The organism is Bradyrhizobium sp. UFLA05-125 (assembly GCF_059803515.1).
This window is the reverse complement of sequence record NZ_JBANBJ010000008.1, coordinates 139,925-156,009: the sequence shown is the minus strand read 5'-3', so window position 1 is coordinate 156,009 and position 16,085 is coordinate 139,925. Positions and strand designations below refer to the sequence as shown.

The 16,085-nt window shown below is 64.6% G+C and carries 22 protein-coding genes; 9 read left to right on the top strand and 13 right to left on the bottom strand.

From position 1 onward, the window contains the following. Positions 1-294, bottom strand: a complete 294-nt coding sequence (locus SO156_RS11470; protein ID WP_458148721.1) for a DUF4282 domain-containing protein — start codon at positions 292-294, stop codon at positions 1-3. Between the two features lie 149 nt (positions 295-443). Between SO156_RS11470 and SO156_RS11465 the strand changes: the two genes are divergently transcribed. From SO156_RS11465 to SO156_RS11455, 3 genes are all read left to right on the top strand, one after another. Next, positions 444-896: a MaoC family dehydratase gene (locus SO156_RS11465; protein ID WP_498534856.1), complete on the top strand. Its 453-nt coding sequence runs from the start codon at positions 444-446 to the stop codon at positions 894-896. Continuing rightward, on the top strand, positions 896-1,378 hold the full coding sequence (locus SO156_RS11460) for a MaoC family dehydratase (protein WP_458148719.1): 483 nt from the start codon (positions 896-898) through the stop codon (positions 1,376-1,378). The genes SO156_RS11465 and SO156_RS11460 overlap by 1 nt, the downstream gene beginning before the upstream one ends. Before the next feature lie 196 nt (positions 1,379-1,574). Continuing rightward, positions 1,575-1,721: a hypothetical protein gene (locus SO156_RS11455; RefSeq protein ID WP_027523110.1), complete on the top strand. Its 147-nt coding sequence runs from the start codon at positions 1,575-1,577 to the stop codon at positions 1,719-1,721. A gap of 43 nt (positions 1,722-1,764) precedes the next feature. On the opposite strand, the gene SO156_RS11450 is transcribed toward SO156_RS11455, so the two are convergent. From SO156_RS11450 to SO156_RS11425, 6 genes are all read right to left on the bottom strand, one after another. Continuing rightward, a complete protein-coding gene (locus SO156_RS11450) occupies positions 1,765-1,902 on the bottom strand; it encodes a hypothetical protein (RefSeq protein WP_458148718.1) in 138 nt (45 codons plus the stop codon). Positions 1,903-2,049: 147 nt separating this feature from the next. After that, positions 2,050-2,466, bottom strand: coding sequence for a hypothetical protein (locus tag SO156_RS11445; RefSeq protein WP_458148717.1), 417 nt, complete (start codon positions 2,464-2,466; stop codon positions 2,050-2,052). A gap of 185 nt (positions 2,467-2,651) precedes the next feature. Beyond that, positions 2,652-3,554, bottom strand: a complete 903-nt coding sequence (locus SO156_RS11440) for a hypothetical protein (protein ID WP_498534855.1) — start codon at positions 3,552-3,554, stop codon at positions 2,652-2,654. Positions 3,555-3,817: 263 nt separating this feature from the next. Next, positions 3,818-4,258: a nuclear transport factor 2 family protein gene (locus SO156_RS11435; protein WP_458148715.1), complete on the bottom strand. Its 441-nt coding sequence runs from the start codon at positions 4,256-4,258 to the stop codon at positions 3,818-3,820. Between the two features lie 184 nt (positions 4,259-4,442). Further along, complete coding sequence (locus SO156_RS11430; protein WP_498534854.1) at positions 4,443-4,709, bottom strand: hypothetical protein; 267 nt, start codon at positions 4,707-4,709, stop codon at positions 4,443-4,445. A 305-nt stretch (positions 4,710-5,014) separates the two neighbouring features. Beyond that, on the bottom strand, positions 5,015-5,464 hold the full coding sequence (locus tag SO156_RS11425) for a nuclear transport factor 2 family protein (protein WP_458148713.1): 450 nt from the start codon (positions 5,462-5,464) through the stop codon (positions 5,015-5,017). Positions 5,465-5,760: 296 nt separating this feature from the next. On the opposite strand from SO156_RS11425, the gene SO156_RS11420 reads away from it, so the two are divergent. Further along, positions 5,761-5,997 carry a hypothetical protein gene (locus SO156_RS11420; protein WP_498534853.1) on the top strand — a complete coding sequence of 79 codons (237 nt, stop codon included), beginning with the start codon at positions 5,761-5,763 and terminating at the stop codon, positions 5,995-5,997. A gap of 78 nt (positions 5,998-6,075) precedes the next feature. Next, positions 6,076-6,462, top strand: coding sequence for a hypothetical protein (locus SO156_RS11415; protein ID WP_498534852.1), 387 nt, complete (start codon positions 6,076-6,078; stop codon positions 6,460-6,462). Positions 6,463-6,532: 70 nt separating this feature from the next. Here SO156_RS11415 and SO156_RS11410 read toward each other — a convergent pair whose 3' ends face one another. From SO156_RS11410 to SO156_RS11390, 5 genes are all read right to left on the bottom strand, one after another. Further along, positions 6,533-7,234 (bottom strand): hypothetical protein, encoded by a 702-nt coding sequence (locus SO156_RS11410; protein ID WP_498534851.1) that lies wholly within the window; start codon positions 7,232-7,234, stop codon positions 6,533-6,535. A 286-nt stretch (positions 7,235-7,520) separates the two neighbouring features. Then, positions 7,521-10,466 carry an excinuclease ABC subunit UvrB gene (gene uvrB, locus SO156_RS11405; RefSeq protein ID WP_498534850.1) on the bottom strand — a complete coding sequence of 982 codons (2,946 nt, stop codon included), beginning with the start codon at positions 10,464-10,466 and terminating at the stop codon, positions 7,521-7,523. Positions 10,467-10,553: 87 nt separating this feature from the next. Beyond that, positions 10,554-10,784 carry a hypothetical protein gene (locus SO156_RS11400; protein WP_458148708.1) on the bottom strand — a complete coding sequence of 77 codons (231 nt, stop codon included), beginning with the start codon at positions 10,782-10,784 and terminating at the stop codon, positions 10,554-10,556. Positions 10,785-10,839: 55 nt separating this feature from the next. Next, a complete protein-coding gene (locus tag SO156_RS11395) occupies positions 10,840-11,058 on the bottom strand; it encodes a hypothetical protein (RefSeq protein WP_458148707.1) in 219 nt (72 codons plus the stop codon). A gap of 68 nt (positions 11,059-11,126) precedes the next feature. Further along, positions 11,127-12,065 (bottom strand): LysR substrate-binding domain-containing protein, encoded by a 939-nt coding sequence (locus SO156_RS11390; RefSeq protein ID WP_458148706.1) that lies wholly within the window; start codon positions 12,063-12,065, stop codon positions 11,127-11,129. A 203-nt stretch (positions 12,066-12,268) separates the two neighbouring features. Here SO156_RS11390 and SO156_RS11385 point away from each other — a divergent pair, with 203 nt between their 5' ends. The 3 genes from SO156_RS11385 to SO156_RS11375 all read left to right on the top strand — a co-directional run bounded on the left by SO156_RS11385 (position 12,269) and on the right by SO156_RS11375 (position 14,147). Further along, positions 12,269-13,048, top strand: a complete 780-nt coding sequence (locus tag SO156_RS11385; RefSeq protein ID WP_498534849.1) for a TSUP family transporter — start codon at positions 12,269-12,271, stop codon at positions 13,046-13,048. Next, complete coding sequence (locus SO156_RS11380) at positions 13,045-13,275, top strand: hypothetical protein (protein ID WP_458148704.1); 231 nt, start codon at positions 13,045-13,047, stop codon at positions 13,273-13,275. Before SO156_RS11385 ends, SO156_RS11380 begins: the two co-directional genes overlap by 4 nt. Positions 13,276-13,451: 176 nt before the next feature. Then, a complete protein-coding gene (locus tag SO156_RS11375; protein ID WP_498534848.1) occupies positions 13,452-14,147 on the top strand; it encodes a glutathione S-transferase family protein in 696 nt (231 codons plus the stop codon). A 15-nt stretch (positions 14,148-14,162) separates the two neighbouring features. On the opposite strand, the gene SO156_RS11370 is transcribed toward SO156_RS11375, so the two are convergent. After that, the gene (locus SO156_RS11370) at positions 14,163-14,384 is read right to left on the bottom strand and encodes a cysteine-rich CWC family protein (RefSeq protein ID WP_498534847.1); all 222 of its coding nucleotides are present in this window, start codon (positions 14,382-14,384) and stop codon (positions 14,163-14,165) included. A 101-nt stretch (positions 14,385-14,485) separates the two neighbouring features. On the opposite strand from SO156_RS11370, the gene SO156_RS11365 reads away from it, so the two are divergent. Beyond that, positions 14,486-16,084, top strand: a complete 1,599-nt coding sequence (locus SO156_RS11365; RefSeq protein WP_498534846.1) for a DUF1800 domain-containing protein — start codon at positions 14,486-14,488, stop codon at positions 16,082-16,084. Position 16,085 lies beyond the last annotated feature (1 nt).

The following is a 16,085-nucleotide window of genomic DNA, read 5'->3' as shown; positions in this document are numbered from 1 at the left end:
TCACCGCATCCCGCCCTGGTCGCGGATGGCGCCGAGATGCTCGTTGATGCGGAACACGATCAGGATGAATTCCGCGACGATGCGCGAGAATACGATGCCGACGATGACGCTCGCAATCGACGAGAGCACCACGAGAAATCCGCCGAACGGGCTGATCGCCATCGCTGCGAGCCCTGAGAAGATGCCGGAGATGCCGAACAGGCAGATCAGCGCGATCACCAGCCAGTAGAAGGTCTTGATGATGGTCGGCGTGATGAAGCGGTCCCACTGAAACAGGTCGCTGAACGTGAACATTCTCTCTCCCCCGGCAAATCGGACCCGACCCGGCGTCAGTCCGACTCACGCGCCGCCGCATCGAATGTAGCACGAGCCATGCTGGCGGGCGGGTTGAGATTGCCGCAAAGTGCGGCCACAATCTGTCATTCCTTACTGATCTTACCAAGATGACCCTGACCTTCGAAGACTTTCCCCCCGGCCGTTTCGGCACGTTCGGCCCGCGCCATGTCAGCCGCGACGAGATCTTGGCCTTTGCCGCCGAGTTCGATCCGCAGCCGATGCACCTCGACGAGGAGACTGCCAGCAAAAGCATGCTCAAGGGCCTGTCCGGCTCGGGCTGGCATCTGTGTTCGCTGATGATGCGGATGATGGCCGACGGCTTCATCACCCGCGCGGCCTCGCTCGGCTCGCCCGGCGTTGACGAGGTGCGCTGGCTCTCTCCGTTGCGCCCGGGCGACGAACTGACCCTCGATGTCGATGTCGTGGAGGCGCGGGCCTCGAAAAGCCGGCCCGAGCTCGGCATCGTCAAGTTCAAATGCACCGCGCGCAACGCTAAAGGCGAGGCGCTCTGCGAGATGACTTCGCCGATCCTGATCCAGCGGCGCGAAGGGCTTAAGTGATGCGGTTCTTCGAAGACATATCGATCGGCCTGCGCCGCGAGATCGGCTCCTACACGTTCACCGCAGATGCCATCAAACAGTTCGCTGCGAAATTCGATCCGCAGCGCTTTCATCTCGACGAGGAGGAGGGCAAGAACTCGCTGTTCGGCGGGCTCGCCGCATCCGGCTGGCATGTCGGCTCCGCCTGCATGAGCCTGCTCGTCGCAGATGGTCAGCGTCTTGCGAAGGAGGCTGCTGCGCGCGGCGAGAAGATTGCGGTGTGGGGGCCGTCACCAGGCTTTCGCGACCTGCGCTGGATCAAGCCGGTGCTCGCGGGCGACACCGTGAGCTTCGTCAGCATCATTACCGACAAGCGCGTCTCCGCCTCGCGTCCCGGTTGGGGCATCTTGCAGGCCACCACGACCGGCGCCAACCAGCGTGGCGAGCAGGTGTACGCGATCACCGCGACCGCTTTCGTGCCGATGCGCGGGCAGGGCGGTTAGACCAGTTCCATTCTGAACGGCCAAAATGCGCGGCAAGTGTTGCTCGCGCGCTATGGACGGGATTAGCGCGCGCTGCCATAAGCCTCGCCATGCGGTTCGTCGCGAAGCAATTCGCGGAACCATTGATTTGCTAACCAATTGTGAACCTGTCGCTGTCTATTTGAACCAACGGGATAGAGGACAGGGGACGAGGACCATGGCAGACCGCGGCGCACTCAAGCTGGTCGGATTCATCTTCGCCACCGCGACGCTGGCGGTGATGCTGATTGCCGGCATGGTGGTGCGGGGCTATGCCGATGGCGGCTACACGCTCGAGGCCTCGACCGTCGCGGCCGATCGCTAACAGTTCATTAACCCATCACATCGCTGGCGCGAGGCGAGTCGCTTTAGCGGCTGTAGACCAGCGCCAGGATCACGATCGCGACCACCAGCAGCCCGACAAAGCGGATCATGATCGTGCCGAATTGCGTCGGCGCGGGGCGCAGCGGGATGGGGTCCGTATTTTCGGGCCGAATGCTTTCCATCTGAAACTGTCCCCTGCCAGGGCCCGCCAAGGAGGCCCGCGCTACGCTTTAGTCGCGGCGAGGCGATGGAAAGTTCAAATCGCTACCGGAATCAAAATCCGCCGCGCTCCTTTGGGAACGCGGCGGTCATGACGCTGTGGGCGGCGATCAGCTATTGCGCAGGCCGTCAGCGGCGCGCTTCCACTGCGCGACGTTGTCGGAGATCATGCGGGTCGACTTCATCGCGGCCTGGCTGAGCTGGGCGTAGCCGGAGATCTCGCGCTGGACGCGCTGGCCTTCGGCATGCAGGAGATCGCGCAGGCTCTCGAGCTCGGAGATCAGGTTCTCGATCTCGGCGAGCGAAGTGCCGGCGACACGCTGGATCAGCGAGTTGACGTTGGTGACGGTGGCTTCCGCCGACGTATCGAGCGCCGGCTCGCCGCCCGCGGCCGGGCGGCGCAGATAGGCGATGTCGTTGCGCACGAAGTCGCGGATGCCGGCCTCGACCTCAGTGACCGCAGCGAGGTTGCTGTCGGTGACCTCGGTCTCCGTTGATTCAATCTTTTCCGAACGAATGGCGTTCATCGTTGTTCCCCTGTTCGCGTTGAGCGCAGCGCGAGTCTCCCCCGCACGACGACGTCTGTAAGGCGAGCAGCATCAGTGCGTCCGATTTTGACCGCATATAGGCCGAGATGCGGCAAGGATCGACCATTCGGCGGCTTTGCCGTGGCGGCGCCTCGTTTCCTCGCTGGTGGAGAGAGGCGAAGCCATCACCAGCTCTTCTTGAATCCCGCCGTCAGGCTCTTGTTCGTCGTGCCCTGCGCGGTCTCGCCGACGGATCCGGAGACTGTGACGTTGTCGAACAGCTTCTGTTCGGCGCCGACCTTGCGCAGCCATTTGTCGTCTGATGTCGACATGGTCTGGCCGGCGATGATGCTCGTACCGGTCGCGCCGAAGGTGACCTTGGCGGACTGGTCGGTCCCGTAGTTGCGCGTAGTGCGGCCGGCGATGCCGGGGATCGGCGTCGTGCCCTGCTGGTTGACGCTGTAGCCGTTCTGCAGCGTCAGGGAATGCTCGTCCGACAACGGCACCGATTTGCTGAGCGAGGCGCCGAGCTTGCTGCTTTCGGCGCCAGGATCGACGCGGGCTTCCACCGCGGTCTTGTCCCAGATCGAGCCCGCGCCCGGCGCGGTCGCCGTCGCCCAGGCGCTGCCTGAGGATTGCGGCACGCTGCCGCCATTGGCGGCCTTCTCCGCCAAGAGCTCGGACATCGTGGTGGGCTCGCGCGCCACCGTCATGTCGGCGCCGACCTGGGTATCCCAGAACGGGGTGACCGATTGCTTCACGGTCACCGCCGATGTCCCGTTGGCGCGCTGGTCGCTCGACCAGTTCGGCCCGCCACTGGCCGACGCCTGCGCGCGCTTCTTCGCTGCCATCAACTCATTGAGCGTGGCGGCGTCGATATTGAGCTGGCTCCAGTCGAGCCTGTCGACGTCGATGCCCTTGAGCACGTCGGGATCGTTGACGTCGGCCGTTTCCTCGGCCTCCTCGGGCGCGGCCTGGTCGGGCTGCATCGGGATGATCTGCGCCGGCGCCACCGTCATGGACGCCAAGATGAACGCGGCCGCCAGAATCGGCAGCCTGGTCCGGCCAAACCCTGTCGAGAATTCCATCGTCCTGCCCGCAAGCCCAGCGCATGATCGGGAAAACTGTGCGGGGTTTTCCGGCACGGTCATGCGCTTCATTCCGCGTGCACGATGCGGAGATATCGTCGCAAAATTGTGGCGGCAAGGGGTGGGCGAAACGTCACATTATAGCGAAGACCAACGGGCCGCGCGCAAAGCGCGCGCCCGGCGAGAGGAAGCGACCCGGCGGGGCCGCCAGGCGCTCACGCGTACGTCGTCGGACCCGGGAGAGACGGGACCCGTTGGTGCCCTCACCCCACCCGGCTTATCTTCGGCAGATGAATGGGACGTCCGAGCGCCTGCTCGACGAGATCGAAGCTGTCGATCAGCACGCGCATGCTCAGCAGTCTGCCGGCCTTGAACTGCGCGAACTGCGCCACCCGCAGTGAGATCGGCTTGTCGGAATCGAGCGCCGTCAGCGAATAGCGCAGCATGGAGGAGGCGGAATCCACGCCCAGCATGATGGTCTCGCGGTCGAAGCGGCGGACGCGGAAATTGTCCGCGATCTGGCGGATGACGTCGAGCACGGCATCCCTGCCCCTGCGCGCGCCGAGAAACGGAAACATGTCGATCGGGCCATAGAGCGCCCAGTCGACGTCCTCGTCGATCAGGGTCTCGAGATCCTCAAACTGCCGGTCGTTGATCGCGCCATGCAACGCACGCGAGAAACGCCAGAGACTGTGCTCCGTCATTTGGGTCGTTCCTGAAACTGGCTGGCAAAAAAAACGAAAAACAACCCCATGCACAGTAGGCGCCGCGGGGTTGCCCAATTCGTTCGTACACAAACAAATAGACTCTGCTCGCGAAAATGCAATTCACGTTTTCGCAATGCGCAATTGAACCCGCTTTGTGAAATTTACAATAGAACCCCGTAATTTACCGGTCGGTCCGGGCGACGGGTTCCCGTTCGACGGCGATCGCGTCGTCGCGCATCGCCAGCAGGCTGAACAGCACCGCGCCTGTGGTCCCGCCGATCCCGGCCCCCAATGGCATGAAGGTGAAGAAGACCAGCATGCCGCTATAGCCCTCGAAATTCGTGGTCTTGAAGATTTCGACCCAGGCGAGTCCGGCCCCGATGCCGAGCGCAGCCCCGCCCAGCGATCCCAGAAACAGCCCCAAAACGGCAAGCAACGCGATTTTCATCGGCCCGCATTCGGTTAGCGGGCGTCCACAACGCCCCGGGATGGGTCGGGGGAGAGAGGAGGGAGGTTCAATTTTCACCGCTCACCGTCTTCATCTCTCCCCGCTTGCGGGGAGAGGCATAGGCCGCCCTCGGCGGCCGTTCGCCAAGAACGCCGAAGCGAAGCTTCGGCTATGTCGCTCTTGCGACCCGGGTGAGGGCGGACAGGTCTAGCGGCGGTCGAACGTGTGGAGAGAGGCCCCTCACCCCAACCCTCTCCCCGTAAGAACGGGGAGAGGGAGTGCACCGTTGTCTCCGCTGAGAAGCGCTACCCCTCCACCCGCTCGCCGACGATCAGCGGGGCGATCTCGCGCTCGAGCACCTGCTGCACCAGGTCGTAGGAATCGATGATCTCGCGGATCTGCGCGACTTTTCCGTCGCGCAAGCGATAGAACACGGCCATGTCGAACTGCACGATGCGCTCGTTGGCGCGCTTCTTGAAGAAGGCGCGCAAGTATGTCGCGACCTCTTCGCCTTCGGAGACGACATGGGCCGCCTCGTAGCGGATCTCGGAGTAGCGCGACCACACCGTCTGCCAGAGTTTTCGCAGCTCGGCCTTGCCGTGCCGCGGCACCATGTGCGGCAGCACGTCGATCGGCGCGTGGCTGAGGAAGTCGACGTCGTCGGTGCAGCACGCCAGCGCGGCATCGAGATCGCCTCGCGCAAAAGTATCGAGGAGATGCAGCACGCGCTGCCTGTTCAAGCTCTCAACCGTCATGCTCCGCCCGCCCATTGGCCCGCACATAGCAAACGCTATCGCGGCCTGCCCAACCCGAACAATCCGCAAAAACACCGAGGATTGCAGAGGTTTTGACGCGGCGGCGTAATACACGGTTCATCGCATGCAATTGCAAATTGTGTGACTACTTTCCTGCAAGGATTTGTGCGCGGGATGCGCCTTCGTGGTGACGCGACAGACAGTGTGCGGCGTCTGATGCCATGCCGATGGCTCCGGGAACTCCAGCGCCCCTGTGCTCGTTGGAAAGGCGACAGCTATTCCGGAGACACAAGTCCATGAAATTCCCGCTTCTGATCCTCGCCGCCACGCTCTCGCTCGCCGTGCCGTCGGCCGCCAATGCCAAGGGCTGCATCAAGGGCGCCGTCGTCGGCGGCGTCGCGGGCCACTATGCGGGCCACCACGGCGTGCTCGGCGCCGCGGCCGGCTGCCTCTATGGCCGGCATCATGCGAAGGAGCAGGAGAAGCAGCAGCAACAGCAACAGAGCCAGGTGAACGGGCAGGGTAAGCTGTAGCGGGGACTCGTGACCCAGCTCACATCGGGAGGTGCTGGCTAGCGCTAGTGTCATATGCGTGTCATCAGGGAGACGCGTATGGCCGTGACTGCCGCCGCTCGAAAATCCCGTCTGCAGAACCTGCTCGAAGGCCTTGCGCTGACCGCGGTCCTGCAGAGCTTTCCGACCTTTGCGACGGCCGCGCTGATGCTCAAGCTCGCCGGCAACAAGGACCTCGTCGGCGACGCCGGCGTCGCAATGTTCGTGATCGGCGCCTCGCTGGTCCACGCGGTGCTCGCAGTGTCGCTGGGGCCGAAGCTCCCGAGCCTGTTCAAGATGATCTACGAGCCAAAGTTCTTCGACGGCGATCTGTCGCTGTCCGACAAGATCACGGAGTGGCGCACGCAGCCGGCCGCCTCGCTGCAACTGTTGATGATTCTGCTGATGCTGTCGGTTCTTGCCGTGATCGTGGCGAGCGTCGGGTAGCGGCAACGTCATTACGCGCTGACCGGTGGCCCGCCGGAACGGCAGGCCACCAATCTTCGCCAATAGCAGATCAGACCACGACGGTGGTCGGTGTCCGCAGCCATGCTTCGTGGGTGATCGCCACCATCGACGGCACGTCGATGATGCCGATGCTGCCCCAGGTGAACATGGCGTAGCCGGGCTGGGTGCCGTCGATGCCCGATGGCACGGAGGTGTCGATCTGATGCGCCAGCCAGCTCATGGTGCCGTAGCCGCACAGGCTCACGCAGTGATCCTCATTGGTGTCGGCCGTGTAGCCGGTGGCGAACCAGCCGGTCTTGAAGTTGTGGGCGCGGCAGGTGTTCTCGAGCTGGTCGGCGGCGACGCCGATCTTGACCGGCCCGTGATACAGCGCGCTCTTCAGCACCGCCGGGTTGGTCCAGTCGACCGTGGTCGGGTTGCCGTCGTCATAGGAGTGGTCGCTCTGGCTGAAGCCTTCCTTCTGCATGGCCTTCAGCACGTTGATGAGCACCGCGCCCTCATAGACGCCGTGGGCCTTGGCCCATTTCTCCACCTCGGCGTCGCTGATGAATATCTCCGGCTTGTGGCAGGCCTTGGCGAAGGCCTCTTCGGCGGTCACGCAGTCGCCATGGACGTCGTTGTGCCAGATCGAAAGTTTCTTGGGAAAGAACAAATGATGGGCGGGGACATGAGCCAGCGCCACATGCGGCATCGCCGCTGCCAGTTCGTGTCGCGGGCTCGGAATTGCACCACGTTTCACTGCCATTGCCATGACTATCACTCCTTTAAAATGTCCACCCCAGCAATTCTTGATTGAAACGCGGAGATCGTAAGGAGAAGTTCGCCGCAACGGCAAGCCGCCAGGTCACACTTCTGGCTTCACAAGCGTGTGTGCAAGCAGAGCGTGTAAAGCGAGAAGATGTGTTGTTGTCGGCTTGTCGCGGTAACGAGTGCCGGGAGGCGTCAATCTCTTCCATCGTCATTCAGGGCGCCGCAAAGGGGCGAGCCCGGAATCCATGGTGTCTCTAGCTTCGTCGGTGGACTGCGAGCGCGCAACCCTACCTCTTCTTCCACCCGCCCCGTCGCCCCGGCGCTCCTCCGGTCGACTTCGGTGCCGGACCGAACTCCGGACCCGACTGTCGCGAGTCGGTTGGCTGGATGATCCGGCTCTCGCCCCCGAACGGTTTTGACGGCAGTGCGCGTGTCGGCCGATAGGGCAGCGACTCCGGGCCGTGCATCTCGTCGAGATGGGGCTTGTGGACCTTCGAGCCGCTGCCACTGCCGCTGGCCTTGAGAGCGGAGCCCACGGTCTTCTTTTTCATCGCGCTGACGGGGAGGTTGGCGGCGTCGCCGTATTTTCTGGTGCCGGCATAGGCGCCGGCCTTGCCCTGCACGGTGCGCTGCTTTGCGGTGGGATCGTCGACCACCGCGAGCTCGGTCGCGCGCAGGCGCTTGACTTCATCGCGCAGGCGCGCGGCTTCCTCGAAGTTCAGGTCGGCGGCGGCCTCGCGCATGCGGGTCTCGAGATCGGCGAGCACGGCTTCAAAGTTGTGGCCGATGGAGATGACGTCGTCGGTCATGTCGTGGCCGCCGACCTCCACCAGCACGTGATCGCGCTCGTAGACGGAGTTGAGGATGTCGCCGATCTGCTTCTTCACGCTCTCCGGCGTGATGCCGTTGGCGTTGTTGTACTCGACCTGCTTCTCGCGGCGGCGGTTGGTCTCGGCGATTGCGCGCTCCATCGAGCCGGTCACGCTGTCGGCATAGAGGATCACCTTGCCGTCGACGTTGCGCGCAGCGCGGCCGATGGTCTGGATCAGCGAGGTCTCGCTGCGCAGAAAACCTTCCTTGTCGGCATCGAGGATCGCGACCAGCGCGCATTCGGGAATGTCGAGGCCCTCGCGCAAGAGGTTGATGCCCACCAGCGCGTCGAAGGCCCCCAAGCGCAAATCGCGGATGATCTCGATGCGCTCGATGGTGTCGATATCCGAGTGCATGTAGCGCACGCGAATGCCCTGCTCGTGCAGATATTCGGTGAGGTCCTCGGCCATGCGCTTGGTCAGCACCGTGACCAGCGAGCGATAGCCGGCCTGCGCGGTGGCGCGCACTTCGCCGACGAGATCGTCGACCTGCGTGCGTGCGGGGCGGATATCGACGGGCGGGTCGATCAATCCGGTGGGACGGATCACCTGCTCGACGAACACGCCGCCGCTCTCGTTGAGCTCCCAGCCTGACGGCGTCGCCGAAACCGCGACCGTCTGCGGCCGCATCATGTCCCACTCCTCGAAGCGCAAGGGGCGGTTGTCCATGCAGGAGGGCAGGCGGAAGCCGTATTCGGCGAGCGTCGCCTTGCGACGGAAGTCGCCGCGGAACATGGCACCGATCTGCGGAATGGTGACGTGGCTCTCGTCGGCGAAGATCAGCGCGTTGTCGGGCACGTATTCGAACAGCGTCGGCGGCGGCTCGCCGGGGCGGCGTCCGGTCAGGTAGCGCGAATAGTTCTCGATGCCGGCGCAGCTTCCCGTCGCCTCCATCATCTCGAGGTCGAAGGTGGTGCGCTGCTCCAGCCGCTGCGCTTCCAGGAGGCGTCCCTGGTCGTGGAGCTGGTCGAGACGTTGCTTGAGCTCGAACTTGATCGACTTGATCGCCTGCACCAGCGTCGGGCGCGGCGTCACATAGTGCGAGTTGGCGTAGATCTTGATGAATTCGAGCTCGTCCTGCTTGTGGCCGGTGAGCGGATCGAACTCCTCGATATTCTCGACGGTATCGCCAAAGAGATTCACGCGCCAGGCGCGGTCCTCATAGTGCGCCGGGAAGATGTCGATCACGTCGCCGCGCACGCGGAAGGTGCCACGGGTGAAATCGGCCTGCGTGCGCTTGTATTGCAGCGCGACGAGGTCGGCGATGAGCTGGCGCTGGTCGATGCGCTCACCTTTCTTCAGCGCGAAGGTCATCGCGGTATAGGTCTCGACCGAGCCGATACCGTAGATGCAGGAGACCGAGGCGACGATGATAACGTCGTCGCGTTCGAGCAGCGCACGCGTCGCCGAATGGCGCATGCGGTCGATCTGCTCGTTGATGGACGAATCCTTCTCGATATAGGTGTCGGTGCGCGGGACGTAGGCTTCGGGCTGGTAATAGTCGTAGTACGAGACGAAGTATTCGACCGCGTTGTCGGGGAAGAAATTCCTGAACTCGCCATAGAGCTGGGCGGCGAGCGTCTTGTTTGGCGCGAGGATCAGGGCAGGGCGCTGTGTCGCCTCGATCACCTTGGCCATGGTGTAGGTCTTGCCCGAGCCGGTGACGCCGAGCAGAACCTGCGAGCGGTCGTTGCGCTCGACACCTTCGACGAGCTCGGCGATCGCCGTCGGCTGATCGCCCCTGGGCTGGTATTCCGACTTGATCTCGAAGCGCACACCGCCTTCGGACTTCTCCGGACGCGGCGGCCGGTGCGGAGTCCACACCCGCATCGAGCCATCGTCCTTGCGGAACTCCGGTCGTCCCTCGCGGATCAGCGTCTCCAGCGCGTCCGCGGTGGCCTTGACGCCAAGCGCCTCCATTTTGCTGCGCGGGGGACGCGCAAGCGCCTCGGCATCGTCCTCCTCGGTGGGCAGCCCGAGCTGCCGCGCCAGTTCCGGATCGAGGAACGGCACAGTTGCGGCGGTCCCGTAATTGGCCTGCGGCGCTTCCTCCAATGCACCAGCCTCTCCGCTTCCTCCCCCCTTCGGGGAGGGGGGTGAGCCACGAGTCGAATCCTGCGGAAAATCCTTCGGCGTCGAGGCCCGCGCGCGATGCGCGGCTGCCTCGCCGCCGGCGCGGCGGTCGCGTGAATTATCCGGCGGCGGCTGGAGCCCCGTGGACGAGCCGATGCCGCTCTCGCCGCGATTGATCGCGGGATTGAGCAGCTCGGCCAGCGCCGGCGCGATCGGCTGCACATCGGGCCGATGTGCTTTGGATTTAGGGGATTTGCCGGATTTTTCGGGGGGAGCAGGTTTCTTCGCCATGCCCCGAATATGGGACGAGTCCGCCGCTCAGGAAAGGGCGAATGCCCCTGCGCGCGTCTGTCTGCTGACAGCAGGTTGGCAGCAGGCTCACGCTGCCGGTAGCGAACCGTCGTCTCCGACGGCCGCTTGCGGCTGGACGATGTCGAGATGGATCCCGCCGCAACGGGTGCACCGCATGGTCCAGTACTCGCAGCCGGCACGGCCACCGATCACGCGGAGCACGGCGAGCTCGCCGTTGCATTCCGGGCAGCGCGACAGCACGGAGCGTTCGCAGGATTGGGCCAGAGGTTGCGTCTCTTCGAACTCGATCTGCGACATGACTTCAGTCCCCAATTTCCGCCGTGCTGTGTCGAAAGGTCCTGGTGAGAAACTCTTATTCGTCCTCCGTGCGCCGCCGGAAGCGGTCGATGTGGTGCTTGGCATCGGCAATCGCGGCTTCCGGATCGGGCCAGGCGAAGCCGACCTCCATCGCCGGAAACAGCACGCCGTCGATGGCGAGCAGGCTCAAATCCGCGCGCCGGATGCGGGCGTGCCACAGGCCCTTGCCAGCCTCGAACGATTCGATGTCAAAGCCGTCGTAAAGTGTCGTCATAGGTAGTCCCCAATTTCTCGTTGGAGGGTTAGGAGACCACGCCCGCGCGACAGCGCGTGTGAAGCGGTTCACATGGGGACGGCTTTTTCGTTTCGGGCGCGCGCAGCGAGGCGCCCGCTCTTGCGCTTGCGTGCCGCGGGTTCCGCAGCCGCGCGCATGATCCAGCGGCGGAACGCGGTAAAGTCGCGCTGCTCGGTCTGGAAGCTGCGATACACCAGATACCAGCGCATGCCCTTGGGCACCGAGAGATCGAACGGCGCCATCAGCCGGCCGGCGGCGAGATCGTCGTCGATATAGGGGCGGATGCCCATGGCGATGCCGAGCCCATCGACCGCCGCCTGGAGCGCCTGTCCGTAGAACTGGAACTCGGGCCCGCGCGCGGTGACGCGGCTGACATTTGCCGCCTTCAGCCAGAGCGGCCAGTCCTCCGGCGAATGCGCGACGCGGATCAGGCTTGGGCCCCTGAGGTCGGCCGGCCGCTTCAGCGATGTGGCGAGGCGGGGCACACAGACCGGCGTGAGGTCGCCGGCAAACAGCGGCTCGGCGACCAGTCCCGGCCAGTCGCCGGTGCCGAGCTTGATGCCGCAGCTCCAGTCCTCGCCGAACGGCACCGCAGCGCCGCCGGTGGTGAAACGCACCTCGATATCCGGCTCCTCGCTGCGGAACTCGGAGAGACGCGGGATCAGCCAGCGCATCGCAAAGGTGTGGCCGACGCCGATGGTCAGCACGCGTACGCTGGAGGGCGCCGTCACCTGCGCGGTGAGGCTGGCCAGCGCGTCGAAGATCGGTGTCAGGCCGCTCTGATAGGCGCGGCCGGCTTGCGTGAGCACGAGCTTGTTGGCCTTGCGCTCGAACAGCGCGACGCCGAGCCGCTCTTCGAGCAGATGCACCATGCGGCTGACCGCGGCGGCCGAGACGCTCAGCTCGACGCCTGCGGCGGCAAAGCTGCCGGTCCGCGCCGCCGCCTCGAATGCCTTGATGCCGTTGAGAAAGAGCAGCCGCCGCAAAACCATACCCTCAGGAAAGCTGATGCCAGGCCAAGATAACTCAGTTTGCGTGAGTTCCACAAGCGAGGCACAACTTGCAGCGTCAATTTGCGCTTTTTCTTGGGGTGAGGCCGCCTCTTCTTCGCCTCTCCCCGCAAGCGGGGCGAGGGAGTGAAGCCGCTTGCGTCCCTCACTCTGCCGAGCCGAGACAGGAGAAACTTCTCGTGACGCCGATCATGATCGCTGCCCTCGGATTGCTGATGGTCGCCACCGCGTTCCTGTCGGGGTTGTTCGGCATGGCGGGCGGGCTGATCCTGATCGGCGTGCTGCTGGCGCTGATGCCGCTGCCGACCGCGATGGTGCTGCATGCGATCACGCAGATCGCGTCGAATGGCTGGCGCGCCGTGCTCTGGCGCTCGCATATCCGCTGGCGGCCGGTCGGGGTCTATCTGATCGGCTGCGCAGTCGCGCTTGCGGCGTGGTCGATCTCCCGCTACGTGCCGGACAAGCCGACCGCGCTGCTCCTGCTCGGCGTCACGCCGTTCATGGCCCGGCTGCTGCCGTCCGGCATCAAGCCGAATCCCGACAGTGTCTGGCAGGGCACCGTCTACGGTACGATCTGCATGGGATTGATGCTGATGACCGGCGTGTCGGGGCCGCTGCTCGACACGTTTTTTCTAGGCGGCGAATTCGGCCGGCGCGAGAAGGTGGCGACCAAGGCGGTGTGCCAGGTGGTGAGCCATTTCACCAAGCTGATCTATTTCGGCGGCGTCATCGACCAGGCGGCCTCGCTCGATCCCGTTCTGGCCGGCGTCGCGATCGTCGCCTCGATGCTCGGAACCACGCTGGCGCGGCGCATCCTGGAGGCGATGAGCGATCAGCAATTCATCGCCTGGTCGATGCGGCTGATCACTACGATCGCGTGCTACTATCTCGCTTATGGAAGCTGGCTCCTGGTCCGAACGCCCGTGATGGCGGCCTTTGACAACGGAGGTGTGCAATGACTGACAGCGCAGATCCGCTGGTGCTGGATTTCGTCGAATGGATCGCGCGCGAGCCGCGCGCCTATGCCGAGGTGATTTCGACCTGGAAGACGTCGTGCCCGCGCCTGACCATCTGGGAGGACGCCGCCGACCGCGGCTACGTCGCGCGGGAGACGCTGCCTGGCATGGGCTTGATCATCGCGGTGACGGAACAGGGCGAGAGGCTGTTGCGCGCCAACGGACGGTGACGCCCCTCCAGATCGTCATTGCGAGCGTTGGCGAAGCAATCCAGAATGGGAGACCCTCGCCCTGAGGAGCGCGCATCCTGCGTGCGTCTCGAAGGGCGGCCGATAGCTGGGCCCTCATCCTTCGAGATGCGCGTTCCGCGCTCATCAGGATGAAGGGGGACTGGGAAGAGCCACTCATGAATCTCAAACTCTTCGAACTCGTCGGCACTGACGCTGCGCGCCCCTTCAGCCCATATTGCTGGCGCACGCGCATGGCGCTTGCGCATAAGGGCCTTGCCGCCAAAACGCTGCCCTGGCGCTTCACCGAGAAAGCCGCGATCGCGCCGCACGGTTCGGAAAGGGTCCCGGTGCTGCTGCACGACGACAGGCCAGTCGTCGATTCCTGGACCATCGCCAACTATCTCGAAGACACCTTTCCGGATCGTCCGTCGTTGTTCGGGGGCGAGGGCGGCCGCGCCATGGCGCGGATGCTGAACGGGTGGGGTGACATCGCGATCGTCGGCGGCATCTTTCCGCTGATCATCGCCGACATCCCGAAGAACCTCGCGCAAGTCGATGCGGATTATTTCCGCAGGACGCGTGAAGCGCGTTTCGGCAAGCCGCTGGAGGAGATCATGGCGAGCCGCGACGCTGTCGTCGTCGCCTTCCGCAAATCACTCGACATCATGCGTCTCACTCTGAAGAAGCAAGCCTTCCTCGGCGGCAACGCGCCGAACTACGCCGACTACATCGTGTTCGGCGGCTTTCAATGGGCACGCGTGGTGAGCCCGTTCAAGCTGCTGGAGGCGGACGACTCCGTCTACGCCTGGCGCGAAAAGCTGCTCGACGCGTTCGACGGCATGGCGCGGAAGTCGCCGGGGCACCAGGTGTAGGTTTCGTAGCCCGGATTACGCTTGCGCTCCATCCGGGCTCCGCGACGCCGCGGTCTTGCGCAGGCAATCGCGGCACAGGCAATCCTCGCCCTCGACCGGCATCGGCAGCCGCGCGGTCTCCTCGGCGCACCAGCAGGTGTCGGATAGTCCGCATGAAAACGCCGTGCCGCAGCGAGAACAGACGATCTGACGCAAAGGGGCGGCGGGCGCGGTGAGGATTTCTTTCCGATTTGTCATCATTTGCGCCGAAGCTTCGCCGACATTTTCATGCCGGGTTCATCATTGAGGGCGGTATAGTAGTCGGTGCGCATGCCGCAAGGAAGTGCAAGGACAGAACAATGGCCCGCGATCCGCAAGCTGCGCTCGTTGCCCTCAACCGGTTCGGCTTTGGCGCGCGCGGCGGCGCATCCGGCGACTTCGTCAATGCGGCCTCCGACCCGCGTGGCTTCGTGAAGGCGGAACTCGGCCGGCCGAACGGCGTGCTGCTGGAAGCGCCGGGCCTGCAATCGACGCCGCAGCTCGGCCAGGCCGTCTTCGAATATCAGGCGCAGGTGAAAGCGGCGCGCGAGGCGGCCGCCAAGGCCGGTGAATCGAAATCAGGTGATGTGAAACCAGGCGAAGGCCAGCCGCCGCAAACCCAGAGCGCGCCGACGCCAGCCGATCAGAAGCCCGCAGCGCGCCGCAACCTGTCGCTCAATGCAGTCGCGATGGACATCGCTGGCCAGTCGCCGGAGATGAAGCCGCCCGATGTCGCGGCAAAGTCCGCTGATGCGATGCAGCCCAATGCGGCGGCGCCCGCAGCAAAGCCCGCGCCGCAGCCGCTCAACGTGATCCAGAAGACGTTTCGCGCCGAGGCTTTGGCGCGGCTGCAACGCGCCACGCTCGCCGATTGCGGCTTCACCGAGCGCCTCGTTGCGTTCTGGTCCAACCATTTCTGCATCTCGGCCGCCAAGGGCGAGCTGGCGCGGATCTGGGCCGGCTCGTTCGAGCGCGAGGCGATCCGCCCGCATGTGCTCGGCCGTTTCGCCGACATGCTCAAGGCAGTCGAACAGCATCCGGCGATGCTGTTCTTCCTCGACAACCAGCAATCGCTGGGTCCGGATTCGCGCGCTGGCCAGAACCGCAAGCGCGGGCTCAACGAAAATCTCGCGCGCGAGATCATGGAGCTGCATACGCTCGGCGTGAATGGCGGCTACACGCAGGAGGACGTCACCTCGCTCGCGCGCATCATCACGGGATGGACCTTCGCCGGCCGGCAGGGCCGGTTGGGCGAGCCCGGCAATTTCGTCTTCAACGCCAATGCCCACCAGCCGGGGCCGCAGGTGCTGCTCGGCAAGACCTATGACGCGGCGGGGCTCGCGCAGGGCGAAGCGGCGCTCGCCGACATCGCGCGCCATCCCTCGACCGCGAACTTCATCGCCACCAAATTCGCCCGTCACTTCGTTGCGGATGATCCACCGTCCGCGCTCGTGGCGCGCCTGCGCGACGTCTTCGCGAAGACCGATGGGGACCTCAAGGCGCTTGCGACTGCGCTCGTCGATTCCAACGAGGCCTGGGCTGCGCCGCTGACGAAGATGCGCTCGCCTTACGAATTCCTGGTCGCGAGCGGCAGGCTGATCGCGCGCGTGCCGGAAGATCCCGGACAATATCTGGGCAGCCTCAATCTGCTCGGACAGCCGCTGTGGTCGCCTGCCGGACCAAACGGATTCCCCGACACCAACGCCGCCTGGGCCGCGCCCGAGGGCATGAAGCTCAGGCTCGACATCGCAGTCCAGATCGGCGCGCGGCTCGGCAACAATATCGACCCGCTCGATCTGCTGGAATTCGCAGCGGCGGATGCGGCCTCGACCGAGACGCGGCGGACCATCGAGCGCGCGGAATCGCGCCAGCAGGCCCTGGCGCTGCTCCTGATGTCGCCGGAACTGCAGAGGAGGTGAC

What these genes read in the sequence shown, in the direction of transcription:
- SO156_RS11425 (WP_458148713.1), bottom strand. Translation starts at nt 5,464, where the DNA reads ATGACGGTTGAGAGCTTGAACAGGCAGCGCGTGCTGCATCTCCTCGAT.
- SO156_RS11435 (WP_458148715.1), bottom strand. Translation starts at nt 4,258, where the DNA reads ATGACGGAGCACAGTCTCTGGCGTTTCTCGCGTGCGTTGCATGGCGCG.
- SO156_RS11455 (WP_027523110.1), top strand. Translation starts at nt 1,575, where the DNA reads ATGGCAGACCGCGGCGCACTCAAGCTGGTCGGATTCATCTTCGCCACC.
- uvrB (WP_498534850.1), bottom strand. Translation starts at nt 10,466, where the DNA reads ATGGCGAAGAAACCTGCTCCCCCCGAAAAATCCGGCAAATCCCCTAAA.
- SO156_RS11370 (WP_498534847.1), bottom strand. Translation starts at nt 14,384, where the DNA reads ATGACAAATCGGAAAGAAATCCTCACCGCGCCCGCCGCCCCTTTGCGT.
- SO156_RS11440 (WP_498534855.1), bottom strand. Translation starts at nt 3,554, where the DNA reads ATGGAATTCTCGACAGGGTTTGGCCGGACCAGGCTGCCGATTCTGGCG.
- SO156_RS11450 (WP_458148718.1), bottom strand. Translation starts at nt 1,902, where the DNA reads ATGGAAAGCATTCGGCCCGAAAATACGGACCCCATCCCGCTGCGCCCC.
- SO156_RS11420 (WP_498534853.1), top strand. Translation starts at nt 5,761, where the DNA reads ATGAAATTCCCGCTTCTGATCCTCGCCGCCACGCTCTCGCTCGCCGTG.
- SO156_RS11465 (WP_498534856.1), top strand. Translation starts at nt 444, where the DNA reads ATGACCCTGACCTTCGAAGACTTTCCCCCCGGCCGTTTCGGCACGTTC.
- SO156_RS11460 (WP_458148719.1), top strand. Translation starts at nt 896, where the DNA reads ATGCGGTTCTTCGAAGACATATCGATCGGCCTGCGCCGCGAGATCGGC.
- SO156_RS11470 (WP_458148721.1), bottom strand. Translation starts at nt 294, where the DNA reads ATGTTCACGTTCAGCGACCTGTTTCAGTGGGACCGCTTCATCACGCCG.
- SO156_RS11430 (WP_498534854.1), bottom strand. Translation starts at nt 4,709, where the DNA reads ATGAAAATCGCGTTGCTTGCCGTTTTGGGGCTGTTTCTGGGATCGCTG.
- SO156_RS11415 (WP_498534852.1), top strand. Translation starts at nt 6,076, where the DNA reads ATGGCCGTGACTGCCGCCGCTCGAAAATCCCGTCTGCAGAACCTGCTC.
- SO156_RS11400 (WP_458148708.1), bottom strand. Translation starts at nt 10,784, where the DNA reads ATGTCGCAGATCGAGTTCGAAGAGACGCAACCTCTGGCCCAATCCTGC.
- SO156_RS11395 (WP_458148707.1), bottom strand. Translation starts at nt 11,058, where the DNA reads ATGACGACACTTTACGACGGCTTTGACATCGAATCGTTCGAGGCTGGC.
- SO156_RS11375 (WP_498534848.1), top strand. Translation starts at nt 13,452, where the DNA reads ATGAATCTCAAACTCTTCGAACTCGTCGGCACTGACGCTGCGCGCCCC.
- SO156_RS11445 (WP_458148717.1), bottom strand. Translation starts at nt 2,466, where the DNA reads ATGAACGCCATTCGTTCGGAAAAGATTGAATCAACGGAGACCGAGGTC.
- SO156_RS11365 (WP_498534846.1), top strand. Translation starts at nt 14,486, where the DNA reads ATGGCCCGCGATCCGCAAGCTGCGCTCGTTGCCCTCAACCGGTTCGGC.
- SO156_RS11410 (WP_498534851.1), bottom strand. Translation starts at nt 7,234, where the DNA reads ATGGCAATGGCAGTGAAACGTGGTGCAATTCCGAGCCCGCGACACGAA.
- SO156_RS11380 (WP_458148704.1), top strand. Translation starts at nt 13,045, where the DNA reads ATGACTGACAGCGCAGATCCGCTGGTGCTGGATTTCGTCGAATGGATC.